Source organism: Burkholderia pulmonis (genome assembly GCF_984667975.1).
On record NZ_OZ480186.1, the window covers coordinates 995,647 to 1,020,864 of the forward strand.

Annotated in this window: 23 protein-coding genes and 1 tRNA gene; 16 read left to right on the forward strand and 8 right to left on the reverse strand. The window is 66.8% G+C overall.

The annotated features are described in order from the left end of the window. Window positions 1-252: 252 nt before the first annotated feature. From AC5LXK_RS04625 to AC5LXK_RS04640, 4 genes are all read left to right on the forward strand, one after another. Window positions 253-1,500: an ABC transporter substrate-binding protein gene (locus AC5LXK_RS04625; protein ID WP_493390524.1), complete on the forward strand. Its 1,248-nt coding sequence runs from the start codon at window positions 253-255 to the stop codon at window positions 1,498-1,500. Between the two features lie 138 nt (window positions 1,501-1,638). Further along, on the forward strand, window positions 1,639-2,577 hold the full coding sequence (locus AC5LXK_RS04630) for a carbohydrate ABC transporter permease (RefSeq protein ID WP_493390525.1): 939 nt from the start codon (window positions 1,639-1,641) through the stop codon (window positions 2,575-2,577). After that, window positions 2,567-3,424 (forward strand): carbohydrate ABC transporter permease, encoded by an 858-nt coding sequence (locus AC5LXK_RS04635; RefSeq protein WP_493390526.1) that lies wholly within the window; start codon window positions 2,567-2,569, stop codon window positions 3,422-3,424. The genes AC5LXK_RS04630 and AC5LXK_RS04635 overlap by 11 nt, the downstream gene beginning before the upstream one ends. 112 nt (window positions 3,425-3,536) lie before the next feature. Beyond that, complete coding sequence (locus AC5LXK_RS04640) at window positions 3,537-4,655, forward strand: ABC transporter ATP-binding protein (protein WP_493390527.1); 1,119 nt, start codon at window positions 3,537-3,539, stop codon at window positions 4,653-4,655. Window positions 4,656-4,748: 93 nt separating this feature from the next. On the opposite strand, the gene AC5LXK_RS04645 is transcribed toward AC5LXK_RS04640, so the two are convergent. The 3 genes from AC5LXK_RS04645 to trxB form a co-directional block, all read right to left on the reverse strand. Continuing rightward, window positions 4,749-5,372, reverse strand: coding sequence for a trimeric intracellular cation channel family protein (locus AC5LXK_RS04645; protein WP_128843816.1), 624 nt, complete (start codon window positions 5,370-5,372; stop codon window positions 4,749-4,751). Next, entirely contained in the window at window positions 5,359-6,138 is a 780-nt protein-coding gene (locus AC5LXK_RS04650; protein ID WP_493390528.1) for a Smr/MutS family protein, read from the reverse strand. Before AC5LXK_RS04650 ends, AC5LXK_RS04645 begins: the two co-directional genes overlap by 14 nt. A 134-nt stretch (window positions 6,139-6,272) precedes the next feature. After that, a complete protein-coding gene (gene trxB, locus AC5LXK_RS04655) occupies window positions 6,273-7,235 on the reverse strand; it encodes a thioredoxin-disulfide reductase (RefSeq protein ID WP_493390529.1) in 963 nt (320 codons plus the stop codon). A 443-nt stretch (window positions 7,236-7,678) separates the two neighbouring features. Here trxB and AC5LXK_RS04660 point away from each other — a divergent pair, with 443 nt between their 5' ends. The 3 genes from AC5LXK_RS04660 (at window position 7,679) to AC5LXK_RS04670 (ending at window position 12,222) form a co-directional block, all read left to right on the forward strand. Further along, window positions 7,679-9,988, forward strand: a complete 2,310-nt coding sequence (locus AC5LXK_RS04660) for a DNA translocase FtsK (RefSeq protein WP_493390530.1) — start codon at window positions 7,679-7,681, stop codon at window positions 9,986-9,988. Window positions 9,989-10,034: 46 nt separating this feature from the next. Continuing rightward, on the forward strand, window positions 10,035-10,724 hold the full coding sequence (gene lolA / locus AC5LXK_RS04665) for an outer membrane lipoprotein chaperone LolA (protein WP_493390531.1): 690 nt from the start codon (window positions 10,035-10,037) through the stop codon (window positions 10,722-10,724). A 187-nt stretch (window positions 10,725-10,911) separates the two neighbouring features. Beyond that, window positions 10,912-12,222 carry a replication-associated recombination protein A gene (locus tag AC5LXK_RS04670; RefSeq protein WP_493390532.1) on the forward strand — a complete coding sequence of 437 codons (1,311 nt, stop codon included), beginning with the start codon at window positions 10,912-10,914 and terminating at the stop codon, window positions 12,220-12,222. A 43-nt stretch (window positions 12,223-12,265) separates the two neighbouring features. On the opposite strand, the gene AC5LXK_RS04675 is transcribed toward AC5LXK_RS04670, so the two are convergent. Further along, window positions 12,266-12,535: a DUF2164 domain-containing protein gene (locus AC5LXK_RS04675; RefSeq protein WP_048243121.1), complete on the reverse strand. Its 270-nt coding sequence runs from the start codon at window positions 12,533-12,535 to the stop codon at window positions 12,266-12,268. Between the two features lie 239 nt (window positions 12,536-12,774). Between AC5LXK_RS04675 and serS the strand changes: the two genes are divergently transcribed. The 3 genes from serS to AC5LXK_RS04690 all read left to right on the forward strand — a co-directional run bounded on the left by serS (window position 12,775) and on the right by AC5LXK_RS04690 (window position 15,438). After that, window positions 12,775-14,076, forward strand: coding sequence for a serine--tRNA ligase (serS, locus tag AC5LXK_RS04680; protein WP_493390533.1), 1,302 nt, complete (start codon window positions 12,775-12,777; stop codon window positions 14,074-14,076). A 118-nt stretch (window positions 14,077-14,194) separates the two neighbouring features. Beyond that, window positions 14,195-14,285, forward strand: a tRNA-Ser gene (locus AC5LXK_RS04685). 199 nt (window positions 14,286-14,484) lie between these two features. Beyond that, entirely contained in the window at window positions 14,485-15,438 is a 954-nt protein-coding gene (locus tag AC5LXK_RS04690; RefSeq protein ID WP_493390534.1) for a phosphatase PAP2 family protein, read from the forward strand. Window positions 15,439-15,484: 46 nt separating this feature from the next. On the opposite strand, the gene AC5LXK_RS04695 is transcribed toward AC5LXK_RS04690, so the two are convergent. Continuing rightward, window positions 15,485-16,645: an alkane 1-monooxygenase gene (locus AC5LXK_RS04695; RefSeq protein ID WP_493390535.1), complete on the reverse strand. Its 1,161-nt coding sequence runs from the start codon at window positions 16,643-16,645 to the stop codon at window positions 15,485-15,487. Between the two features lie 566 nt (window positions 16,646-17,211). Here AC5LXK_RS04695 and AC5LXK_RS04700 point away from each other — a divergent pair. The 5 genes from AC5LXK_RS04700 to AC5LXK_RS04720 all read left to right on the forward strand — a co-directional run bounded on the left by AC5LXK_RS04700 (window position 17,212) and on the right by AC5LXK_RS04720 (window position 20,494). Beyond that, window positions 17,212-17,835 (forward strand): GNAT family N-acetyltransferase, encoded by a 624-nt coding sequence (locus AC5LXK_RS04700; protein ID WP_493391185.1) that lies wholly within the window; start codon window positions 17,212-17,214, stop codon window positions 17,833-17,835. A 169-nt stretch (window positions 17,836-18,004) separates the two neighbouring features. Beyond that, window positions 18,005-18,790, forward strand: coding sequence for a septum site-determining protein MinC (minC, locus tag AC5LXK_RS04705; protein WP_493390536.1), 786 nt, complete (start codon window positions 18,005-18,007; stop codon window positions 18,788-18,790). Window positions 18,791-18,849: 59 nt separating this feature from the next. Next, window positions 18,850-19,665, forward strand: a complete 816-nt coding sequence (gene minD, locus AC5LXK_RS04710) for a septum site-determining protein MinD (RefSeq protein WP_059235599.1) — start codon at window positions 18,850-18,852, stop codon at window positions 19,663-19,665. A 12-nt stretch (window positions 19,666-19,677) separates the two neighbouring features. After that, a complete protein-coding gene (minE, locus tag AC5LXK_RS04715; RefSeq protein ID WP_006476634.1) occupies window positions 19,678-19,932 on the forward strand; it encodes a cell division topological specificity factor MinE in 255 nt (84 codons plus the stop codon). A gap of 160 nt (window positions 19,933-20,092) precedes the next feature. Then, the gene (locus AC5LXK_RS04720; protein ID WP_493390537.1) at window positions 20,093-20,494 is read left to right on the forward strand and encodes a YXWGXW repeat-containing protein; all 402 of its coding nucleotides are present in this window, start codon (window positions 20,093-20,095) and stop codon (window positions 20,492-20,494) included. Between the two features lie 116 nt (window positions 20,495-20,610). Here AC5LXK_RS04720 and AC5LXK_RS04725 read toward each other — a convergent pair whose 3' ends face one another. Next, entirely contained in the window at window positions 20,611-22,170 is a 1,560-nt protein-coding gene (locus tag AC5LXK_RS04725; RefSeq protein WP_493390538.1) for a chloride channel protein, read from the reverse strand. Between the two features lie 187 nt (window positions 22,171-22,357). On the opposite strand from AC5LXK_RS04725, the gene waaC reads away from it, so the two are divergent. Continuing rightward, on the forward strand, window positions 22,358-23,356 hold the full coding sequence (gene waaC, locus AC5LXK_RS04730; protein ID WP_493390539.1) for a lipopolysaccharide heptosyltransferase I: 999 nt from the start codon (window positions 22,358-22,360) through the stop codon (window positions 23,354-23,356). A 19-nt stretch (window positions 23,357-23,375) separates the two neighbouring features. On the opposite strand, the gene AC5LXK_RS04735 is transcribed toward waaC, so the two are convergent. Both AC5LXK_RS04735 and AC5LXK_RS04740 read right to left on the reverse strand, forming a co-directional pair. Next, window positions 23,376-23,555 carry a hypothetical protein gene (locus AC5LXK_RS04735; RefSeq protein ID WP_493390540.1) on the reverse strand — a complete coding sequence of 60 codons (180 nt, stop codon included), beginning with the start codon at window positions 23,553-23,555 and terminating at the stop codon, window positions 23,376-23,378. Between the two features lie 104 nt (window positions 23,556-23,659). Further along, the gene (locus AC5LXK_RS04740; RefSeq protein WP_493390541.1) at window positions 23,660-24,970 is read right to left on the reverse strand and encodes an MFS transporter; all 1,311 of its coding nucleotides are present in this window, start codon (window positions 24,968-24,970) and stop codon (window positions 23,660-23,662) included. Window positions 24,971-25,218: the final 248 nt, after the last annotated feature.

Here is a 25,218-nt window from a genome sequence, read left to right on the forward strand (position 1 = left end):
TTATCGGACATTGACGGAGCGCATCGTCAGCGCGCCGTCGGCCCCGGGCTCGCGTCGCATCATCGCGGCGAGCCAGAAACACAAAGAGGAGACACGCCGTTGAATCTCGATTCACGCTTTCTGTAAGAGCCCGGCCGGTCATCGGCCCCGTGCGCTGCATGCGTCCCGCGGCTCGATTTCCCCGTCGTTATCAAGAAGCCGGTTCCCGGTCAGGGAACCTCACGAGTTGATTCAGTCTGGAGGAGATAAGTAATGAAAGTTCGCTCGATCATGGGCGCGCTCTGCGCCGCAGGCCTGATGGCTGGTGCCGTGGCGGCGCAGGCAGCCGAGAACGTAACCGTGCTGCACTGGTGGACCTCGGGCGGCGAGTCGAAGGCCGTCGGCGTGCTGAAGGACGACATGCAGAAGCAGGGCTACGTGTGGAAGGACTTCGCGGTCGCGGGCGGCGCCGGCGCCGCGGCGATGACCGCACTGAAGACCAAGGTGATCAGCGGCGACGCTCCGTCGGCCGCGCAGATCAAGGGCCCGCTGATCCAGGACTGGGCCGACCAGGGCGTGCTCGTCAACGTCGATTCGGCTGCCGGCGACTGGAAGCAGAACCTGCCGCCGGAAATCGACAAGATCATCAAGTACAAGGGCCATACCGTCGCCGCGCCGTTCTCGGTGCACCGCGTGAACTGGCTGTACATCAACAAGGCCGCGCTCGACAAGATCGGCGCGAAGGTGCCGACGACCTGGCCCGAATTCTTCGCGGTGGCCGACAAGCTGAAGGCCGCGGGCATCCAGCCGATCGCGATGGGCGGCCAGCCGTGGCAGGACCTGACGCTGTGGGAAGACGTCGTGCTGTCGCAGGGCCCGGCGTTCTACAGGAAGGCGCTGGTCGACCTCGACCAGGCGACGCTGACGTCGCCGCAGATGCTGTCGGTGTTCGACACGGTGCGCAAGATCCAGGGCTACTTCGACACGGGCCGCAACGGCCGTGACTGGAACCTCGCGACCGCGATGGTCATCAACGGCAAGGCCGGCATGCAGTTCATGGGCGACTGGGCGAAGGGCGAGTTCGAGAACGCCGGCAAGAAGTCGGGCAAGGACTACATCTGCGCACCGGTGCCGGGTACGGCGAATTCGTACACGTTCAACGTCGATTCGTTCGTGTTCTTCCAGCAGAAGGGCGACAAGGCGGCGACGCCGGGCCAGCTCGCACTCGCGAAGACGATCATGACGCCGGACTTCCAGGAGCAGTTCAGCCTGCTGAAAGGCTCGGTGCCCGTGCGCCTCGGCGTGAAGATGGACAAGTTCGACGACTGCGCGAAGAAGTCGTATGCCGACGAGCAGACCGCGATCAAGTCGGGCGGCTTCGTCCCGTCGCTCGCGCACGGGATGGCGCAGAACGATGCGACCGCCGGTGCGATCACGGACGTCGTGACGAAGTTCATGAACTCGCAGCAGGATTCGAAGAGCGCGGTTGCCGCGCTCGCGAAGGCCGCGAAGGTCAAGTAACGCGCGACAGGCGCCCGGCCGGAAACGCTTCATCGGCCGGGCGTTTTTGCATGTGCAGCAAACGGGCTCGCCCGCGGGCCCGTGCCGTACCTGGCGCCGGCCCGGCCTGCGTCGCCCTCGTTCCAGGAGTCGAATCAAGTGGCTGCCCCTCTTAGCGGAAACGGATCCGGCGCTGCCGCCGCACGGCGTACGTCGCCGATGTCGGCCTTCGCCGATCGCTGGATTCCGAAGCTCGTGCTTGCGCCGAGCGTCGCGATCGCCGTGGTGTTCATCTACGGCTTCATCCTGATTACCGGTTATCTGTCGCTGACCAATTCGCGGCTGTTGCCGAACTACGAATTCGACGGCTTCGGCCGTTACTCGGACCTGTTCCAGAACGACGTGTGGTGGACCTCCGCCGCGAACCTCGGCTGGTTCGGGATTCCGTTCATCGTGATCTGCGTCGCGCTCGGGCTGTTCCTCGCGATCCTGCTCGACCAGCGGATCCGCAACGAAGGCGCGCTGCGCGCGATCTTCCTGTACCCGATGGCGCTGTCGTTCATCGTCACCGGCACCGCGTGGCAGTGGATCCTGAACCCGGGCCTCGGCCTCGAGAAGGTGATGCACGACTGGGGCTGGGCGAGCTTCTCGTTCAACTGGCTCGACGATCCGGACAAGGCGATCTTCTGCGTGGTGATCGCGGCCGTGTGGCAGTCGACCGGCTTCGTGATGGCGCTGTTCCTCGCGGGGCTGCGCGGCGTCGACGCGGAGATCTTCAAGGCCGCGCAGGTCGACGGCGCGACGCTGCCGACCATCTACCGCAAGATCGTGATCCCGAGCATGCGCCCGGTGTTCTTCTCGGTGCTGCTGATCCTCTGTCACATCACGATCAAGACCTTCGACCTCGTCGTCGCGCTGACGGCGGGCGGGCCGGGTACGTCGTCGTCGCTGCCGGCCATGTTCATGTACACGTTTTCGTTCAACCGCGGCCAGCTCGGGCTCGGCGCGGCGTCCTCGGTGATGATGCTCGCGACCGTGGTCGCGGTGCTGGTGCCGCTGATGTATATGGAATCGAGGAGCACCCGCAATGCAGCCTAAGATGACGATCAGCCGGGCAGTGATCTATGCGGCACTGATCCTGTTCGCGCTGTATTTCCTGTTCCCGATCTACGTGATGCTGTCGACGTCGTTCAAGGATCTCGACCAGTTGCGCACCGGCAACCTGCTGACGCCGCCCACCACGTGGACCTTCGACCCGTGGGTGAAGGCGTGGAGCGGCGCCTGTACCGGCGTGCGCTGCGACGGGATGAAGCCGTTCTTCCTGAACTCGCTGGAGATGGTGATCCCGGCCGTGCTGATCTCGTCGCTGATCGGCGCGTTCAACGGCTACGTGCTCACGCACTGGCGCTTTCGCGGTGCGGACGCGCTGTTCACGATGATGCTGGTCGGCTGCTTCATCCCGTTCCAGGTGATCCTGCTGCCGATGGCGCGCCTGCAGGGGATGCTCGGCCTCGCCAACACGATCCCGGGCCTCGTGTTCGTGCACGTCGTGTACGGGATCGCGTTCACGACGATGTTCTTCCGCAACTTCTACGTGAGCGTGCCGGCCGAACTCGTGAAGGCCGCGCGCATCGACGGCGCGGGCTTCTTCACGATCTTCACGAAGATCCTGCTGCCGGTATCGCTGCCGATCTTCATGGTGTGCCTGATCTGGCAGTTCACGCAGATCTGGAACGACTTCCTGTTCGGGATCGTGTTCTCCGGCGTCGACTCGATGCCGATCACGGTGGCGCTGAACAACCTCGTCAACACGTCGACGGGCGTGAAGGAGTACAACGTCGACATGGCGGGTGCGATCATCGCCGCGTTGCCGACGCTGCTCGTCTACGTCGTCGCCGGCCGCTACTTCGTGCGCGGGCTGACGGCGGGCGCGGTGAAGGGGTAAGCGCGGCTTTATCCGATACGACGAACCGGCCGCGCACGACGCGCGGCGCATCGAAACGAACCCGACGCGGCGCCCGAGGGCGCCGCGCGAGACGAGACAGAGGATTCACAGCATGGCAAGCCTTTCCATCCGTGACGTGTACAAGACCTACCCGAACGGGGTGCCGGTCCTGAAGGGTGTCGACATCGAGATCGAGGACGGACAGTTCCTGATCCTGGTCGGCGGGTCGGGCTGCGGGAAGTCGACGCTGCTCAACATGATCGCCGGGCTCGAGACGGTCACGAGCGGCGAGATCTGCATCGACGGCAAGGTCGTCAACGACCTGTCGCCGAAGGATCGCGACATCGCGATGGTGTTCCAGTCGTACGCGCTGTATCCGTCGATGACGGTGCGCGAGAACATCTCGTTCGGCCTGAACATCCGCAAGGTGCCGAAGAACGAGCAGAAGCAGATTGTCGAACGCGTGTCGTCGATGCTGCAGATCGAGCATCTGCTCGACCGCAAGCCGGGCCAGCTGTCGGGCGGCCAGCGCCAGCGCGTCGCGATGGGCCGCGCACTCGCGCGCGATCCGTCGCTGTTCCTGTTCGACGAGCCGCTGTCGAACCTCGATGCGAAGCTGCGCATCGAAATGCGCTCGGAAATCAAGCTGCTGCACCAGCGTCTCGGCACGACGATCGTCTACGTGACGCACGACCAGATCGAGGCGATGACGCTCGGCGACCGGATCGCGGTGATGAAGGACGGTGTCGTCCAGCAGTTCGGCGCGCCGCAGGAAATCTACGATTCGCCGTCGAACCTGTTCGTCGCGGGCTTCATCGGCGCGCCGCCGATGAACTTCATCAACGGCAAGCTGGTCGGGCAGGGCAGCGGCGTCGGGCTCGAGATCGACACCGGCGCGACGCGCGGCGTGCTGAACCTGCCGTTCGACACATCGCGGATGAACGGCCATGTCGGCCGCGAGGTGATCCTCGGCCTGCGTCCGGAGCGCATCACCGACGCGCGCAATGCGCACAACGGCGAGGCGTCGAACCTGCAGCCGATCGACGTGCGCGTCGACGTGACCGAGCCGACCGGGCCGGACACGCACGTGTTCGCGCAGGTGAACGGCAAGCGGATCGTGAGCCGCGTGCATCCGGCCGCGAACCCGCAGCCGGGGCAGACGCAGTCGCTGCTGTTCGACGTGTCGAAGGCCGTGCTGTTCGATCCGGCGTCGGAAGAGCGGATCGCGTAACGCCGCGGTTGCGCCGGGCAAAAGAGAAAGGGGCCGTGTCGAACGGCCCCTTTTGTTTGGGCAAGGCGCGCGACGTGCTTGTCGATGCGCCGGTCAGTGCGGCAGCCGCACGTCGAACTTGAACGTCGCGAGCCGCGCGACCAAGATGAAGCCGGTCGCGAGCAGCACGCTGTACACCGAATCGAACTGCAGCCACACGAGCAGCAGGTAGAACCAGCAGCCGACGAACGCGCAGGTCGCGTACGGCCGCGAATCGCGCAGGATCAGCGGGATGTCGTTGCACAGCACGTCGCGGACGATCCCGCCGACCACGCCGGTGATCACGCCCATCATCACCGCGATGAAGCGCGGCATCTCGGCGTCGAGCGCGATCGCCGTGCCCGAGATGCTGAAGATGCCGAGCCCGATCGCGTCGGCGATCAGCAGCAGCCGTTCGGCCGACAGTCGCGACAGCATCCGCAGCACGAACGGCGCGAACAGCGCGAGCACGAAGATCGCGATCACGTAGTCGTCGTGCACGACCCAGTAGAACGGCCGGCGCTCGAGCAGGATGTCGCGCAGCGTGCCGCCGCCGAACGCGGTCGCGAGCGCGACGACGAACGTGCCGACCGAGTCGAGGCGGTTCTTGCGCGCCTCGATGAAACCCGAAATCGCGAAGGCCAGCGTGGCGATCGCCTCCAGAATGGCGATCGCGAGCGTCAGCCTAGGATGCGGCACGCGGCCCCCGGTCGGCCGGCGCCGCGTGCGGTTGCAGCAGCACGAGCACCGCGCCCGCACCGCCGTCGTGGCCGCGCGCCTCGCAGAAGGCGATCACTTCTTCCTTCTGCACGAGCCACGCGCGCACCTTGCCTTTCAGCACGGGTTCCTTGCCGATCGAGCCGAGCCCCTTGCCGTGGATCACGCGCAGGCAGCGCAGCCCTTTCTTGCCGGCTTCGCGGATGAATTCGGCGAGCGCATCGCGCGCTTCGTCGCGCCGCATCCCGTGCAGGTCGATCTGCGCCTGCACGATCCACGCGCCGCTGCGCAGCTTGCGCACGACGTCGCGGCTGATGCCGGGGCGGTGGTAATACAGCGAGTCGTCGCTGTCGAGCAGCGTCTCGGGATCGAATTCGTCGGACAGCGTCGCATTCAGCACGGCTTCCTCGTCGCGCTGGGTCTGCTTCGGCACCGGATCGGGCTGCATGCGGCCGGCCGACGCGCGCGGCGGCGCGTTCAGCGGCCGGATCGTGCCGATTTCGTTGCGGAACAGGTTCGCGTCGGCTTCGGCCTTGCGTTCGGCCTTCGCCGTTTCGACGCGCGTGCGCTCGCGGCGGTCGGCTTCGCCTTGCAGCGACTTGCGCAACGCGCCGAGGCCCGCGAGGCCCTGGCCGCGCAACGCGGCCGGATCGGGCGCGGGCGGCGGCGCCTCGGGCGCCGGGGTCACGGGACGGGCTGCGATCTTCCGCTTTGCGGGATCGCTCGGATGGGGCTGGTTCTTCGCCATGATTCGGTAACCGGGCAGGCGCGTTCGGGCGCGCGGGCAAAAAAAACCGCTGCGCGGCGGCAGCGGCTTTCCGGTCGAGCCTGCTTCGCGGCAGCGGACGCCATTGTAGCGCCCGGCGCGGCAAGGCTCGCGGCTTACTTCTTGTCGTGCAGGCTTTCGAGGTAGCGCTGCGCGTCGAGCGCGGCCATGCAGCCCGTGCCGGCGCTCGTGATCGCCTGGCGGTACACGTTGTCCTGCACGTCGCCCGCGGCGAACACGCCCGCGACGCTCGTCGACGTCGCATTGCCGTGCAGGCCGCTCTTCGTCAGGATGTAACCGTCCTTCATCTCGAGCTGGCCCTGGAACAGGTCGGTGTTCGGCTTGTGGCCGATCGCGACGAACACGCCCTGTACCGCGAGGTCTTCCGTCGAGCCGGTCTTCACGTTCTTGATGCGCAGGCCCGTGACGCCCGAATCCTCGCCCGTCACTTCGTCGAGCACGTGATCCCACTTGATGTCGACGACGCCTTCCTTTTGCTTCTCGAGCAGGCGGTCGATCAGGATCGGCTCCGCGCGGAACTTGTCGCGGCGGTGGATCACCGTGACCTTCTTCGCGATGCCCGTCAGGTAGAGCGCTTCCTCGACGGCCGTGTTGCCGCCGCCGATCACCGCGACTTCCTGGCCGCGATAGAAGAAGCCGTCGCAGGTCGCGCAGGCCGACACGCCCTTGCCCATGAACAGTTCTTCGGACGGCAGGCCGAGATACTGCGCGGACGCGCCGGTCGCGATGATCAGCGAATCGCACGTGTATTCGCCCGAGTCGCCGATCAGGCGGATCGGCTGCTCGTGCAGCTTCGCGGTGTGGATGTGGTCGAAGACGATTTCGGTGTTGAAGCGCTCGGCGTGCTCGAGGAAGCGCGCCATCAGCTCCGGACCCTGCACGCCTTTTGCGTCGGCCGGCCAGTTTTCGACGTCGGTCGTGGTCATCAGCTGGCCGCCCTGCGCGATGCCGGTGATCAGCACCGGGGACAGGTTGGCGCGTGCCGCGTAGACGGCAGCCGTGTAGCCGGCGGGGCCGGAACCGAGAATCAGGACTTTGGCGTGTTTGGGCGTGGACATGTGCGAATCCGTAAAAGGCGGCGGCCGCGGCGGGCGGGGTAGGGCTCGCCGTACGATCCGGGGGTGACCGGGATGCCGTCATAGATGGGTATCAGACGCGCATTATAAAGGCCCCGTTGCTGCGCTGCCGAACGAGAGTTTCAATCGCGGCGATAGTGTCGCGCGGTGCAACGGCCGCGCACGCGGGGCGGGCAGCGCGCGCGGCGACGCGTTGCCGCACGTGTGCGGCGGGGCATGGCGCCGGGCCGCGGCGGCAGGCCGGCGGCGCCCGACGGCCGGTCGGACCGGGGCGAAAGGGCGGCCGGGGCGTGCATCCGGCGCGCCGGCCCAACCCCGTCCCCGTTATGTAACCGTCATTTACACTTGGCGGCCCGGTGCAGCGTTTACAATAAGCGGGATCGAACGACAGGCGGGCGCATGGCCCGTCCTCTTTATACGGATTCATGGCAAAAGCTCCTTATTCCGCCCAGGCACAGGCGTTGCCGCACCGGATGTCGAAGCTCCTCACGGAGATCCGCTGGATTCTCCAGGTCGCGCTCTGCGCCTTTCTGGTGATGGCCCTGCTGAGTTACAGCCGGCGCGATCCGAGCTGGACGCACGCCGCCCAGGTCGATCACATCTCGAACTGGGCCGGCCGCGTCGGCGCGTGGACGGCCGACATCATCCTGCTGCTGTTCGGCCTGTCGGCCTACTGGCTGATCGTGCCGCTCGGGCGGCGCATCGCCGCCAATTACCGCAGGATCACGCGCCACGAGGCGATTCCCGACGAACCGGAGCGGCCGATCGGCTGGCTCACCGAAATCTTCGCGTTCGTGCTGGTCGTGCTCGCGTGCGACGGCATCGAGGCGCTGCGCATGTGGTCGCTCAAGGTGCAACTGCCGCGCGCGCCGGGCGGCGTCGTCGGCGAGGCCGTCGCGGGGGCGATGTCGCACGCGTTCGGCTTCACGGGCGGCACGCTGCTGCTGCTGATCGCGCTCGCGATCGGCCTGTCGCTGTATTTCCGCTTCTCGTGGCTGTCGGTCGCCGAGCGCGTCGGCGGCGCGATCCTGTCCGCCGTCAACGTCGCGAAGCTGCGCCGCGAGGCCGAGCGCGACCGCAAGCTCGGCGAGGCCGCGGCCGTGCGCCGCGAAGGCAAGGTCGAAGAGGAGCGCGTGCGCATCGAGGATCACGAACCGGTGACGATCGTGCCGCCGGTCGTCACGCCGGCGAAGTCCGAGCGCGTCGAGCGCGAGCGCCAGGTGCCGCTCTTCACTGACCTGCCGGGCGATTCGACGCTGCCGCCGGTATCGCTGCTCGATCCAGCGCCGAAGTCGCAGGAAGCGATTTCCGCCGACACGCTCGAATTCACGTCGCGCCTGATCGAGAAGAAGCTGAAGGACTTCGGCGTCGAGGCGAGCGTCGTCGCCGCGTATCCGGGCCCGGTCGTCACGCGTTACGAGATCGAGCCGGCCACCGGCGTGAAGGGCAGCCAGATCGTCAACCTCGCGAAGGATCTCGCGCGCTCGCTGTCGCTCGTGTCGATCCGCGTGGTCGAGACGATCCCCGGCAAGAACTTCATGGCGCTCGAACTGCCGAACCAGCGCCGCCAGACCGTGCACCTGTCCGAGATCATCGGGTCCGAGGTGTACGCGGCCGCGTCGTCGGCGCTGACGCTGAGCCTCGGCAAGGACATCGGCGGCAAGCCCGTGTGCGCGGATCTCGCGAAGATGCCGCACTTGCTGGTGGCCGGTACGACCGGCTCGGGCAAGTCGGTCGGGATCAACGCGATGATCCTGTCGCTGCTGTACAAGGCGACCGCCGAGCAGGTGCGCCTGATCCTGATCGATCCGAAGATGCTCGAAATGAGCGTCTACGAAGGCATTCCGCACCTGCTGTGCCCGGTCGTCACCGACATGCGCCAGGCCGGCCACGCGCTGAACTGGACGGTCGCGGAGATGGAGCGCCGCTACAAGCTGATGAGCAAGCTCGGCGTGCGCAACCTCGCGGGCTACAACAACAAGATCGACGATGCGGCGAAGCGCGAGGAGAAGATTCCGAACCCGTTCAGCCTGACGCCGGAGGATCCGGAACCGCTCGGCCGCCTGCCGAACATCGTCGTCGTGATCGACGAGCTGGCCGACCTGATGATGGTCGTCGGCAAGAAGGTCGAGGAACTGATCGCGCGGATCGCGCAGAAGGCGCGCGCGGCCGGCATCCACCTGATCCTCGCGACGCAGCGTCCGTCCGTCGACGTGATTACCGGCCTGATCAAGGCGAACGTGCCGACGCGGATCGCGTTCCAGGTGTCGTCGAAGATCGACTCGCGCACGATCCTCGACCAGATGGGTGCCGAATCGCTGCTCGGGATGGGCGACATGCTGTACCTGGCGCCCGGCACCGGGCTGCCGGTGCGCGTGCACGGCGCGTTCGTCGCCGACGACGAAGTGCATCGCGTCGTCGAGAAGCTCAAGGAGCAGGGCGAGCCGAACTACGTCGAGGGCCTGCTCGAAGGCGGCACGGCCGACGGCGACGAGGGCTCGGCGGGCGCGGGAACCGGTGAAGGCGGCGGCGAGTCTGATCCGCTGTACGACCAGGCGGTCGAGATCGTCATCAAGAACCGCCGCGCGTCGATTTCGCTCGTGCAGCGTCATCTGCGGATCGGCTACAACCGCGCGGCGCGGCTGCTCGAGCAGATGGAACAGTCGGGGCTCGTGTCGGCGATGTCGTCGAGCGGCAACCGCGAAATTCTTGTGCCGGCGCGCGACGCGGAATGAGTCCGCGGCGCTCGCAGCGCCGGCCACCCAGGGAGAAAACCGCATCATGCAGCAACTTTCGTTCGTCCCTTCCTTTCGTTCGACGCGCCGCTGGCTCGGCGCGGCGCTCGCCGGCGCATCGCTGATGCTCGCGGCGACGCACGCGTTTGCGGGCGGCACCGAGCAGCTGAAGGCTTTCGTGTCGCAAGTGCGTGCGGCGAAGGGCGACTTCACGCAACAGGTCGTCAAGGCGCCGTCCAAGGGCGCGAGCGCCGTGCAGGCGATGCCGAAGCCCACCGACAATTCGAGCGGCACGTTCGTGTTCGCGCGTCCGGGCAAGTTCATCTGGACGTACCAGAAGCCGTACCAGCAGGTGCTGCAGGCCGACGGCGACAAGCTGTACGTGTACGACCGCGACCTGAACCAGGTCACCGAGCGCAAGCTGAACGGCGCGCTGGGCGCGAGCCCGGCCGCGATCCTGTTCGGCAGCAACGATCTCGACAAGAACTACACGCTGCGCGATGCCGGCGAGAAGGGCGGCATCGAGTGGCTCGAGATGCTGCCGAAGGCGCAGGACACGCAGTTCCAGCGCATCGGTATCGGCTTCCGGAACGGCACGCTCGCCGCGATGGAGCTGCACGACGTGTTCGGCAACGTCACGCTGCTGACCTTTACGAACATCCAGACGAATCCGCCGCTGAAGGGCGATACGTTCAAGTTCGTGGTGCCGAAGGGCGCCGACGTGATCACCGGCTGACCGGCTCCGCGCCGTGCTTCCTCAGCGGGCCTGCCGGCGACGGCAGGCCCGTGTTGTTTTCGGGCGCGGGCACCGGGCGCGGGCAATGGGCGCGGGCACCGGGCCCGGCGGCGGGTTCGCGCGGCTGTCATAATGTCGGGTCCGGCGGCCGGTTCGGCCGCCCTTGTTTGATGTGGAGCGAGGGTTCATGTCCGACCTGTTTCAAGTCGAGCCGCGCCGCCCGCTCGCCGAGGCGCTGCGGCCGAAGACGCTCGCCGAGGTGATCGGCCAGACGCATTTGCTGGGCGAAGGCAAGCCGCTGCGGCTCGCATTCGAATCGGGCAAGCCGCATTCGATGATCCTGTGGGGGCCGCCCGGCGTCGGCAAGACGACGCTCGCCCGGCTCACCGCGCTCGCGTTCGACTGCGAGTTCATCGCGTTGTCCGCGGTGCTCGGCGGCGTGAAGGACATCCGCGAATCGATGGAGCAGGCGAAGGACACGCTGAACCGCACCGGCCGCCACACGATCCTGTTCGTCGACGAGATCCACCGCTTCAACAAGGGGCAGCAGGATGCGTTGCTGCCGTTCGTCGAGTCGGGCCTCGTGACCTTCATCGGCGCGACCACCGAGAACCCGAGCTTCGAGGTCAACTCGGCGTTGCTGTCGCGCGCGCAGGTGTACGTGCTGAAGTCGCTGGACGACGACGAGATGCGCCAGTTGCTGAAGCGCGCGCAGGACATCGCGCTCGACGGCCTCGCGTTCGACGACAAGGCGATCGATACGCTGGTCGGTTATGCGGACGGCGACGCGCGGCGCTTCCTGAACCTGCTCGAACAGGCGCAGACGGCGGCGTCGTCGGCCGGTGTCGCGACGATCGATGCCGATTTCGTCAGCAGCGCGATGACGCTGAACGCGCGGCGCTTCGACAAGGGCGGCGACAACTTCTACGACCAGATCTCGGCGCTGCACAAGTCGGTGCGCGGGTCGAGCCCGGACGGCGCGCTGTACTGGTTCTGCCGGATGATCGACGGCGGCGCGGATCCGAAGTATCTCGCGCGGCGCATCGTGCGGATGGCGTGGGAAGACATCGGCCTTGCCGACCCGCGTGCGCTGCAGATGGCGAACGACGCGGCCGCCACCTACGAACGGCTCGGCTCGCCGGAAGGCGAACTCGCGCTCGGGCAGGCGGTGATCTATCTCGCGTGCGCGGCGAAGAGCAATGCCGGCTACAACGCGTTCAACCAGGCAATGGCGTTCGTGAAGCAGGACAAGTCGCGCGAGGTGCCCGTGCATCTGCGCAACGCGCCGACCAAGCTGATGAAGGAACTCGGCTACGGCCACGCTTACCGCTACGCGCACGACGAGCCGAATGCGTATGCGGCCGGCGAGACCTACCTGCCGGACGGCATGCGCGAGCCGCGCTGGTACCAGCCGGTGCCGCGCGGGCTCGAATCGAAGATCGCCGACAAGCTCGCATGGCTGCGCGAACTCGACCGCGAGGCCGGCAAGAAGGACTGACGGCGCCGCACGGGCCGGTTCGGCCTGCGCCGCCACGGATGCGTCAGCGCTTGCGGCCCGGTTGCTGCTTCTTCCAGTATTCGAACGGCTCTTCGTGGCATTCGATGTCGAGTTCGGCGACTCGCGCATGCAGGCGTTCCTGTGCATCGGCGATCGCGAGGTTGTAGATCGCCGGCGCGATTTCCTCGACGAAGAAATGCAGCAGCGCGCCGGCCTGGATGTTGCCGATCGGCTCGTCCATGTTTTCCGTGAAATAGCGTTGCAGCGACGCGATTGCGCGGTCGCGCACGTCCTTGTCCAGTTCGATGGCCATCGGGTTCCTCGTGTGACGGTGGTGCAGGGCGGGCGCTTCGCCTGATCCGTTGCCGCCAGCCGGCGCAGGCATGGTGCGATCCATAACGGTGCGATTCGCCGGCGGTCGATGTCGCGGCCCGGCAGGGGCATACTGCCATGGCCGCCGCCCGTTTGCGGCATTGTCCGCCCGCCGGTGCCGTGGCAGCCGCGCGGTGCGTTAGAATTCCCGTCTTACACAACGATTTTCCAAGTCCTCCCATGCTCGACATCCAGTTGCTGCGCAAAGACCTCGACGGCGTCGCCAAGCGCCTCGCCGATCGCGGCTACACCCTCGACGTCGCCGCGTTCTCCGCACTCGAAGCGGAACGCCGCGCGATCCAGACCCATACCGAAGAGCTCCAGGCCCGCCGCAACAGCCTGTCGAAGCAGATCGGCGCGATGAAGGGGAAGGGCGAGGACACGTCGGCCGTGATGGCCGAGGTCGGCGGGATCGGCGACGACATGAAGGCGTCGGAAGCCAAGCTCGGCGACGTCCAGGCGCGCCTGTCCGACCTGATGCTGGGCATGCCGAACGTCGCGCACGAAAGCGTGCCGGTCGGCAAGGACGAAGCCGGCAACGTCGAGGCGCGCCGCTGGGGCACGCCGCGCCAGTTCGACTTCGAGGTGAAGGATCACGTCGACGTCGGCACGCCGCTCGGCCTCGATTTCGAGACGGGCGCGAAGCTTGCCGGCGCGCGCTTCACGATGCTGCGCGGCCCGATCGCGCGCCTGCACCGCGCACTCGCGCAGTTCATGATCGACACGCACACGCAGCAGCACGGCTATACCGAGACGTATACGCCGTACATCGTGAACCCGGAAATCCTCTACGGTACGGGCCAGTTGCCGAAGTTCGCGGACGACATGTTCCGTGTCGAGAAGGGCGGCGCGGAAAACACGGTCACGCAGTACCTGATCTCCACGTCCGAGATTTCGCTGACGAACACCGTGCGCGAGTCGATCGTCGACGCGTCCGCGCTGCCGATCAAGCTGACCGCGCATTCCCCGTGCTTTCGCTCGGAAGCCGGTTCGTACGGCCGCGACACGCGCGGGATGATCCGCCAGCACCAGTTCGACAAGGTCGAGATGGTGCAGGTTGTCGCGCCGGAAGCGTCGTATGCGGCGCTCGACGAAATGGTCGGCCACGCGGAAGCGATCCTGCAGAAGCTCGGCCTGCCGTACCGCGTGATCACGCTGTGCACGGGCGACATGGGCTTCTCGGCCGCGAAGACGTTCGACCTCGAGGTGTGGCTGCCTGCGCAGAACACCTATCGCGAGATCTCGAGCTGCTCGAACACCGAGGCGTTCCAGGCGCGCCGGATGCAGGCGCGTTTCCGCAACGCGCAGGGCAAGCCCGAACTCGTGCATACGCTGAACGGTTCGGGTCTTGCGGTCGGCCGCACGCTCGTCGCGGTGCTGGAGAACTACCAGAACGCGGACGGCTCGGTCACGGTGCCGGAAGTGCTGCGTCCGTACATGGGCGGCATGGAGCGCATCGACGCGCCGGCACAGGCTTCGTAACGCGGGCGTCCCAAGCCCTCGCAAAAAAATTTTGTGCAAAGGGCTTGTCAGCCAAGAAGAGATCGTCTTATAATCTTTTCTTTCGCGGAAACGACCAACCGCGAAATGCAGTAAGGAAGGAGAGGTGGCAGAGTGGTCGAATGTACCTGACTCGAAATCAGGCGTACGGTTTCCCCGTACCGTGGGTTCGAATCCCACCCTCTCCGCCAAAATACGAAGCCCCGTGATCCGGAAGGATCACGGGGTTTTTCGTTTTGGGGCCGCGGCGCGATGTGCGTCACTGCCGATGTCGTGGCGACAGTCCGGATACCGGCGCGTCGTATCGTGCTGATACGATGGCGATCAGCGGCGTGCACGATCGTGCCGCCGCTTCGATGCAGCCTCGCTGCATGACGAATACCACGGCCCATGACGAACCGACTGTCGAAAGTCCTGACGGCTATTGCGCTGCTGACTGCCGTTATCGCGGTCGTGGACGTCCGTGGCGCACGCCGGGCAGGCATTGCGCTGACGCTTGGCCATGCCGCGTCCGTTGCCGTGCCGGCAGCCGGCGCCGCCATCGTCGTTGCGGCGCTGCTGATTGCGTTGTCGCACACGCGGCGCTATCGCGAGCGCGCACACGCATGGCGGCTGCGCGAATCGGCACTGGCGATGCTGTGCATCGTGGCGATCGCTGCATTCAGCGAGGCCACCGTCGTGCTCGACTACCTGGGTATCGCACTCGCGCCGCCGTCGATCGAGGCCGGTCTCGTCCGCTTCGACGCATTGCTCGGCTTTCACTGGCCTGACCTGTATCGCTGGGTGAGTGCGCATGCGGGCGTGCACCGCGTGCTCGAGTGCGTGTATCGCAGCAGCGTCGTGCAGTTGATCGCCGTCCCGTGCATCCTTGCAGCGACGCGGCGGCACGACGACCTCGCCGAATTCATCACGCTGTTCGTCTTCGCGCTGCTGGTCGTTGTCCTGATATCGACGCCGTTTCCCGCACAAAGCGCATTCGTCCATTTCGGCATCGCCGATCCGGGCACGGCGTCGACGGTGTCCCACTACGACCTGCTGCGCAGCGGACAGCTTCGGCGATTCAGCCTGTCCGAACCGCAAGGCCTCGTGTCGTTGCCGTCGTTCCACGTGATGCTGGCGTTGCTGTTTGCGTATGCGGTGCGGCACGTTCGTTACGTGTTCGCCCCGGCGGTTGTGCTGAATGCCGCGATGATCGCGTCGGCGCCGACCCAGGGTGGCCACTACCTGGCCGACGTGATCGCCGGGATCGTGGTCGGCGTGTTGTCGATCGTCGCCGTGCGCCGCTGGACGGCGGCCCCGCGTACTACTGCGACCGCCGGGCCACGCGCGACGCATCCGACCTGACAGGCCCGTGCTGCGCGCCGGCTGCGACCGGCCCCTCATCCGGCCATCACGCCGCGGCCGGATACTGCGCAAGCACCCTGGCGCGGATCGACGGCTTGATGTTCGAGTGCGCCATGTCGCCGCGATAGTGCGCGACGACCCGCGGATTCATCACGCGATACCAGAGCGGCGGCACGTAAGCGAACAGGATCATCGTCGCGTAGCCGGCCGGCAATTGCGGCGAATCGTCGAAGTGGCGCAGCGCCTGGTACGAGCGCGTCGGATTCGCGTGATGATCGGCATGCCGCTGCAACTGGTACAGGAACAGGTTGGTGACGACGTGATTGCTGTTCCACGAATGCTGCGGCGTGCAGCGTTCGTAGCGGCCGCTCGGCAGCTTGCGGCGGCCGAGCCCGTAATGCTCGACGTAGTTCACGACTTCGAGCAGCGACGCGCCGTAGACGGCCTGGATCACCAGGAACGGGATCACGACCTTGCCGGCCATCGCAATCGCGATGCCCCAGACGACGACGGTCATCGCCCACGCGTGCAGCACTTCGTTGCGCCAGGTCCACGGCGAATGCCCGAGCCGCTCGAGGCGGGCCTTTTCGAGCCGCCAGGCCGAACGGATGCTGCCGGTCACCGTGCGCGGCAGGAACGCCCAGAACGACTCGCCGTAGCGCGCGCTCGCCGGATCCTCGGCCGTCGCGACGCGCACGTGGTGGCCGCGGTTGTGCTCGACGTAGAAGTGGCCGTATGCGACCGGTGCGAGCGTGATCTTCGCGAGCCAGCGTTCGAAGCGGTCGGTCTTGTGCCCGAGCTCGTGCGCGGTGTTGATCGAGATGCCCGTCGCCGCGCCGAGCGACAGCGCGAAGCCGACATAGTCGTACCACGCAAGCGCGTGCGTGCCGACGATCCACACGCACGCGAAGAACGCGACGTATTCGACGAAGGTCGCGAGATAGACGATGAACCGGTAATAGCGCTCGCGTTCGAGGTGCGGCACGACGGCCTCGGGCGGATTGTCGCGGTCGTCGCCGATCAGCGTGTCGAGGATCGGGATCACGCCGAACGCGAACAGCGGGCCGAACCACCAGAACACGTGAAGGCCCGTCGACAGCGCAAGCTGAGCGGCGAGGATCGGCAGCGTGATCGTCAACGCGCCGAGCAGCCACAGGTAACGCTTGCCATCCGACCAGCCTGAAGCCGATCCGTCGGTCATTGCCATTGTCTCCCTCCAGTCGACCGGCCCGCGGGCGGCCGCATGCGGTTGTTCGAATCCTCGTGGGTCCGCGACGTGCGCGGTGGCACCGGGTCGTTGCCCGGTTCTGCCTGTTATACGACCCGGGCGCACGCTTGCCAAACGCTGCCGCTAGGCGCGGCGCTCCAAACGGAGGGGGCCGTGCGACGCGTCCCGGGAAGGGCCGGCACGCGCTGATTGAAACATGCATTCGAGGCCGGATCGGCCCGCGGGCTTCGCGTGTTTGTCGGATGAATGGCGAGACGTGCTGCGCGCGAGCGGCGGGCGGGCGGTGGGCGGGCGAGTTCGCAACAAATGTTGCATCGCAATAAGGCGAGTGGAGCGAAGATTGGCGAAACGCATTTTTTGTTTGTTTATATTACGGATCATTACGGCCGCGGTGAGGCAAGGCAACGCGATTCGACGCCCGACTGCCGCGCATTGCAAGGCGAAAGGGGCGAAGCGTCCGGAGAAGGGGGCGCGACGGCCGTCCGGCAACCCGCATCGATGCGCCGATGCTGCACCTGCACACCGACCGGCTCACGTCGCCGTTGATGACATCTGCTGCCTTTCGATCCGCGCCGCCATTTGAAAATAACGATTTGACTCATGCCCCGCTTTCGGTTGAAGCTAATAGCTTGCTGTCCGAAGGGGGCTGTGCCTGCATGAGTTCGACCTTGACCGTTCGTCGTATCGCTGCCGATCAGGGCGGCGTGTATCGCGAACTCCGCGCCGCATCGCTGCGTGAGCCCTACGCGCCCGGTGAAGCGCCGGAGGCCGAATTGCTGAACGTCGAAACGGACGCAGCGTCGGCGATTGCCGCGCAGCGCGCCGTGTCCGACGAGTCGACGACTTTCCTGCTGTACACCGAAGGCCATCCGGCCGGCATGATCGGCGCGTATTTCGACAACACGCCCGATCGGCGCGCGTTCGTCAGTGAACTGTGGGTCGCGCACGCGGTGCGTCATCTGCGCGGCGGCGTGCTGCTGCTGGAGACGGCCACTGCATGGCTTGCCGAGCGCGGCGCCAGCGACGTCTACGCGTGGATCGCCGATGCGAACCGCAACGCGATCCGCTTCTACGAGCGCGCGGGTTTCGGCAACACCGGCGAGCATGCGCCGATCGCGCGGATGCCCGGTGCAATGAAATCGCTGTTCGTGTCGCAGGTGAAGCACTGACGCGACCTCGGAACGCGGGCCGTGCGGCGCGATGAACGCCGGGTCGCCCGCGGGCCTGCCCGCCTGCCGGTTGCGCGTCCTGCCGGGCCGCCGCAACCCCGAGTCCCAAAAATAATGGCTGCGCGCGTGGACGCCTGTAAAATACGCAAAAAATTTTTGCAGAGTGTCCATGTCGCTTAAAAAATCGCCATTCTTCGAGCTGCGCAGCGGATCGGTCGATACGTTGCTGTTCACCGTGAAGACGACCGATCTCGATGCGTTGCGTGCCGAACTGGTCAAGCGCTTCGAAGCGACTCCCGAGTTTTTCGCCGACGATGTCGTCGCGATCGACGTCCGCCGCCTGGCTGACGGCGAACGCGTCGCGCTCGCGGACATCCGCCAGATACTGAACGACGTGCGGATGCGTCCGGTGGGCGTCGTCGCACTGGCAACGCAGGGCTGGGCGGGGGAAGCCGGCCTGCCGTTGCTCGAGGCGCGCGACCGCCGCGCGCCGGCCGCGAAACACGCCGACGAAGCGGAACCGGCGGCCGTGCCAGCCGTCGAGACCGCCGCCGCTCCGGCAGCCGCAGCGGCGCCCGAACAGTCGTCGGAGCCCGCGCCGACGCTCTTGCAGGCCGGTGGCCAGACGCTGGTGATCGACCGGCCGTTGCGTTCGGGGCAGCAGATTTACGCGAAAGGAGACCTCGTGGTGCTCGCGCCGGTCAGTCACGGCGCGGAAATCATCGCGGAAGGCAATATCCACATCTACGCGCCGTTGCGCGGCCGCGCACTCGCGGGCGTGCACGGCAATCACGACGCGCGCATTTTCTGCACGTGTCTCGAACCGGAACTGATTTCGATCGCGGGTATCTATCGAACAACCGAGAACCCGCTACCCGCCGAAGTACTGGGCAAATCGGTGCAGATCCGGCTCGAAGAGGAAAAACTGATGATCGAACCGCTGCGCCTGACGTAATTCACGCGGTGCGCTCCGGATCGATCGGCTCTCATTGACGAACACAGGGTATTGGGTAAATGGCAAAAATCATCGTGGTGACCTCGGGCAAGGGCGGCGTGGGCAAGACGACGACGAGCGCGAGCTTCGCGTCCGGCCTCGCGCTGCGCGGCCACAAGACGGCCGTGATCGACTTCGACGTCGGCCTGCGCAACCTCGACCTCATCATGGGCTGCGAGCGTCGCGTCGTGTATGACCTCGTGAACGTGATCCAGGGCGAAGCGAACCTGAACCAGGCGCTGATCAAGGACAAGAAGTGCGAGAACCTGTTCATCCTGCCGGCGTCGCAGACGCGCGACAAGGATGCGCTGACGCGCGACGGCGTCGAGAAGGTGCTGAACGATCTCGTCGCGATGGACTTCGAATTCATCGTCTGCGATTCGCCGGCAGGTATCGAAGCCGGCGCGCTGCACGCGATGTACTTCGCGGATGAAGCGCTGATCGTCACGAACCCGGAAGTGTCGTCGGTGCGCGACTCGGACCGCATTCTCGGCATCCTGTCGTCGAAGACGAAGCGCGCGACCGAAGGCAAGGATCCGATCAAGGAACACCTGTTGATCACGCGTTACAGCCCGAAGCGCGTGAGCGAAGGCGAGATGCTGTCGCTCGAGGACATCAGCGAGATCCTGCGCATCAAGCTGATCGGCGTGGTGCCGGAGTCGGAAGCCGTGCTGCACGCATCGAACCAGGGCCTGCCGGCCGTGCATATCGACGGCACCGACGTCGCGGAAGCGTACAAGGACGTCGTCTCGCGTTTCCTCGGCGAAGACAAGCCGCTGCGCTTCACCGATTACCAGAAGCCGGGCCTGCTGCAGCGCCTCTTCGGCAGCAAGTAACGGAGGCCGCCCATGTCCATCCTTTCGTTTCTCCTCGGTGAGAAGAAGAAGTCCGCATCGGTCGCGAAGGAGCGCCTGCAGCTCATCATCGCGCACGAGCGGGTCGGCGGCCGGCCGCCGGCCGACTACCTGCCGGCGCTGCAGAAGGAGCTCGTCGCGGTCATCTCGAAGTACGTCCATATTTCGGACGATGACATCCGCGTGAGCCTCGAGCGCCAGGACGACCTCGAAGTCCTCGAAGTGAAGATCGAGATCCCGCAAGCCTGACGCTTGCCGGTGTCCCTCCGCACGGCGGCGCCCGCCGCCGTGCGCGTCTTACGCCCTGTTGCACTTTCGGGCACGCCGTAACACGGCGTCTGTCGGCCATTTCCGGTCCTCCCGCATTGAACGAATACGCTCGCGTTACTTGTTCAACCAGGAGGTTGTGATGGCTGTCTCTACTGCTCAACGTCGTATCGTTTCGCTCGCGCTGTTTGCCGCGGGCCTGTCAGCCGTCGTCGCACCGCTTGCCGCGCACGCGGACGAAATTCTCGTCGGCGCGCCCGTGATCGCGCCGCCGGGGCGCGTGGTCATCGCCGAGCCGGTTGCCGTGCGCACCGAGGAAATCGTCGTCGTCTCGCCGAATGCGCCGCCGCCCGTGCGCTACGAGGTCGTGCCGACTGCGCGCGTGGGCTACGTGTGGGAGCGCGGACACTGGCGCTGGGACCATGGCCGCTACGTGTGGATCGGCGGGCACTGGGAAGCCGAGCGCGTCGGCATGCAATGGGTGCCGGGGCACTGGGACCAGCGCGGTCCGAACTGGTTCTGGACGCGTGGCCACTGGGCCTGATGGAGGCGTGTGATGAAAAGAACCGTCATCGCCATCGCGCTCGTCGCGATCACGCTGGCCGGGTGCGTCGTCGTGCCGGCGCGGCCCGTCTACTATCGGCCGGCACCCGTCGTCATCTACTGAGCGTCGCGCGGGCCGTGCTGCGCCGGGTCGTTCGTGCCGGACGCAGCCGGCCCGGCATCGTGCGGGTCCGCCGCATCCACCGCGCCTTCGGCCGGGGGCGCAGCCGCCGGCTCGGCGTGGCCTTCGTCGCGCAGCGTATCGAGCGGATCGGCGGGCACCGCGGTTGCATCCTGAGGTTCGGCCGCTTCGGTCACGCCGGTTGCAGCGGTCGCAGCCGCCGCGGTTGCCGCGGCAGGCTCGGTGGCCGCGACGGGCGGCGCGAGATAGCGCTGCGAGAGGGTTTCGTAGAGCGGCGGCGCGAAGAAGCGCGACACGCGGCTCGACACCAGCGCGGTAGCCATCAGCGAAATCACGAGCGCATGACCATTGATCATTTCCATCACGATCACGAACGACGTGATCGGCGACTGCGTGACGGCGGCCAGATAGCCGACCATCGCGAGCGCGATCAGCATCGGCAGGCTCATGTTGCTGAACACGGCGTGCAGCAGGTTGCCGAATCCGGCGCCGATCGACAGCGATGGCGCGAAGATCCCGCCCGGAATGCCCGGCAGGTACGACGCGACCATCGAGACCATCTTCAGGAACGGGTAGAACACCGACAGGTGCTGGCTGCCGTCGAGCAGGCCGCGCGCCTCGGCATAGCCGCTGCCAAAGGTCGTGCCGCCCGACACGAGGCCGACGACGGCGATCGCGAAGCCGCACAGCGCGGCGAACGTGACGGGCCGTTCGCGATACAGGCCCAGCAGCCGTGCGGGCAGCCAGCGCCCCGTATTGAGCAGCAGCCAGCAGAACAGGCCACCCGCGATGCCCGTCACGATCGCGGTGACGAGCACGGCGACCGCCAGGAGCTTCGGGAAGTGGGGGCCGGCATCGATCGTGCCGAAATACGTGTAGTTGCCGTTCAGGCCGAGCGCGACGACACCGGCGAGGATGATCGCGGTGATCAGGACGCCGCTCGCGCGCGCGGAGAAGCTGCGGGTCAGCTCCTCGATCGCGAACACGATCCCGGCCAGCGGGGTGTTGAACGCGGCCGACAGCCCGGCCGCCGCGCCGGCCAGCACGAGCTGGCGTTCGATCTGCGCGTTGGAGCGCGGGTAGAAGCGCCGCAGGTTGAACATCAGCGCCGCGCCGACCTGCACGGTCGGTCCTTCGCGGCCGATCGTGAAGCCGCCCAGGATGCCGAGGAACGAGATCAGCACCTTGCCGAACAGGATCCGCAGCGTCAGCAGCCGGGCGCCGAACGCGCTCGGGCGCGCATGCAGCGTCGCGATCACCTGCGGGATGCCGCTGCCTTCTGCGCCGCGGAAGAACCGGCGCGTGAGCCACGCCGACGCGGCGGCGATGGCCGGCGTCAACAGCAGCGGCAGCCAGACGGCGTGATCGCGCATCGTGCGGAAGGTCTCGTAGCCCCAGTCGATCAGCCGCGCGTAGAGTACGGCCGCGAGGCCGACGACGATCGCGCCGAGCCAGAAAATACCGTACTGGCGCCAGATTCGCAGCGAGCGGCGGGTGAGGGCGGGAAACAGGGCCGGAAGAGCAGGGCGCGGCATGGGCACAGGCCGGAAGGCAAAAAATGAATTATAAAAAGAACCGGATGCCGACGCCTCGACAAAAATTCACAAAAGAGATGCAATTTGTTGCAAATGTAATGTTGGCGTAATGTTTGTGCGTGGCAACCGTCGTTAGCATGCCGAAATGGCCAGTCACGAATCACCCAGTCAGGAATCCCCGCAAATCGTGAAACGCATTCTCATCGTGAAAGTGACGTCGCTGGGCGACGTCGTCCAGACGTTGCCCGTCGTCGCGGACCTGCACCGCGCCTTCCCCGGCGTGGCGGTCGATTGGGCCGTGGATGAATCGTGCGCGGAGGTCGTGCACTGGCATCCGGGCGTGAGCGCCGTCCTGTGCGCGCCGCTGCGCCGCTTCAAGAAGCTCCGCAATGCCGGCGACCTGAAGGCGATCTCGGCGTCGATCGGGGCGTTGCGTGCGCACCGCTACGACGCGGTCATCGACCTGCATGGCGTGTACAAGAGCGCGATCATTTCGTCGCTGGCGCGCGCCGCGCGCCGCTACGGCTACCAGACGCAGGATCTCGGCGAGGCAGGCGCACGCTTCGCGTATTCGCACCGCTTCGGTCCGAGGCCGGACTGCGATGCCTGGCACGGGATGCGCGTGAGTGCCGGCGAAGCGCTCGGCTACGTGCCCGAAGGCGCTGCCTCGCACGGCATCGTCGCGCCGCAGGATACGAGCCTGCCGCCCGCGGTGACCGACGGCGCGCCGTTCATGCTGCTGTTCCATGCGACCTCCAACCCCGACAAGAAATGGCCGGCCGACCACTGGGCCGCGCTGGCCACGCAGATGATGGCGCGCGGCGTTCGCGTGCTGCTGCCGTGGGGATCGCCGGCCGAGCACGACGATGCGCAGGACATCGCGGCCCGCGCGCCGGGCGCGATCGTGTTACCGGCGATGACAGTGCGAGAGCTCGGTGCGGCGCTCGGCCGGGCGGCACTCGTGGTGGGGGTCGATACGGGATTCGTGCACATGGCGCACGCACTGCAGCGGCCGACCGTGATGATTTTCGTCGCCACGTCGCGCCATCATTGCGGGATCGGCGGCGTACCGAACGCACTGTCGATCGGCGAGCCGGGCGCGATGCCGACCGTCGGGGAGGCGCTGGATGCGATCGATGCGGTCGGCCCCGCCTACGGCGCGCTGCGCGCGCGGCTGTCCGCCTGACGCAACGGCGAGGCCGGTCTCAGGCGAGCAGCACCTCGACCGCGACGACGGCCGCGATCGCCGCCAGATTCGCCAGCAGCGCCTCGAACACGAGGCCGCGCCATGTCTTCGGCCGGAACCGCAGCGCGAGCAACAGTGCGCCGGCCAGCGCGAGCGCGAGGATCAGGATGAGATCGGCATTGTCGAGACGGATGTTCATGGCGGCGGCTCCTTTCGGGGCGGGATCCCCGGGTGCGCAGCGGCGCACCCAGGATCGAGTATAGGCAGCGCCGGTCGCCGCACAACCCGGGTCGCCCCGGAGGCTCAGACGAGCGATGCGTCGCGCGTTTCGCGCATCAGCAGCACGCCGATCAGGCTGATCGCCGCCGCGACCGACACGTAGCCGCCGACCCACGACAGCCCGCCGTGCGCCGCCAGCAGCTGCGCGATGTACGGCGCAATCGACGCGCCGAGGATCCCGCCGAGGTTGTACGCGACGCCTGCGCCCGTATAACGGACGTTGGTCGGGAACAGCTCCGGCAGCAAGGCACCCATCGGGGCGAACGTCACGCCCATCAGGAACAGCTCGATCGTCAGGAACAGCGCGACGAGCGGCAGGGAGCCGCTGCCGAGCAGCGGTTCCATCGCAAACCCCGACAGCAGTGCGGCGATCGCGCCCACGATCAGTACCGGCTTGCGGCCGAAGCGATCCGACGCCCACGCGGAAAGCGGTGTCGCGAGCCCCATGAACACGACGGCGAGACACAGCAGGCCGAGGAAGATCTGGCGCGGAATATGCAGCGCCGACACGCCGTACGACAGCGAAAACACCGTCGAGATGTAGAACAGCGTGTAGCAGACGACCATCGCGAGCGCACCGAGCAGCGTCGGCCGCCAGTGCTGCGTGACGAGCGTCGCGACCGGCACGCGCACGCGCTCGTTGCGGTCGAGCGCGGCCTGGAACGCGGGCGTTTCGGTGATCTTGAGCCGCACGTACAGGCCGAGCGCCACGAGCACCGCGCTGACGAGGAACGGGATGCGCCAGCCCCAGCTGCGGAACTGCTCGTCGGACAGCGACAGCGCGAGCGCGAAGAACAGGCCGTTCGACATCAGGAAGCCGACCGACGGCCCGAGCTGCGGGAACATCCCGAACCAGCCGCGCTTGCCCTGCGGCGCGTGCTCGGTCGCGAGCAGCGCCGCGCCGCCCCATTCGCCGCCGAGGCCGATCCCCTGGCCGAACCGCAGCACGCACAGCAGCACCGGTGCGAGCGCGCCGATCGCGTCGTAGCCCGGTACGAAGCCGATCGCGGTGGTGGACACGCCCATCACGAGCAGTGACGCAACGAGCGTCGACTTGCGGCCGATGCGGTCGCCGAAGTGCCCGAACAGGAACGAGCCGATCGGGCGCGCGATGAACGCGATGCCGAACGTGACGAACGCGGAAAGCGCCTGCGCGGTCGCGGAGCCGTGCGGGAAGAACACGGGGCCGATGACGAGTGCGGCGGCCGTCGCGTACACGTAGAAATCGTAGAACTCGATCGCGGTGCCGATGAAGCTCGCGAACACGATGCGCCGGTGGCTGACGGCACCGGCCGAACCGGTTGCGTGTGCAACGGTCGGGGGGGATGCGGACATGGGTGTCTCCTTTTTGTCGTTGGGGCGGTCGGCTGGGCGTGCGGTCGGGCAGGCGAATGCCTGCCGGGAGCAGCCGAGCGGATGGTGCGGGTGACGCAGTGGCGGCGTGGGCGCGTACCGTGGCGCGGACGTCACCCGCCGGTCGACGATGGAGACGGGTATGTCGCCGCCGCCCGGTGCCGGCGTGGTCGGCTCGCATGCCGGGTGGGGCGCGCGAACGCGCGCACGGCGTGATGGCCGCGCGGTTG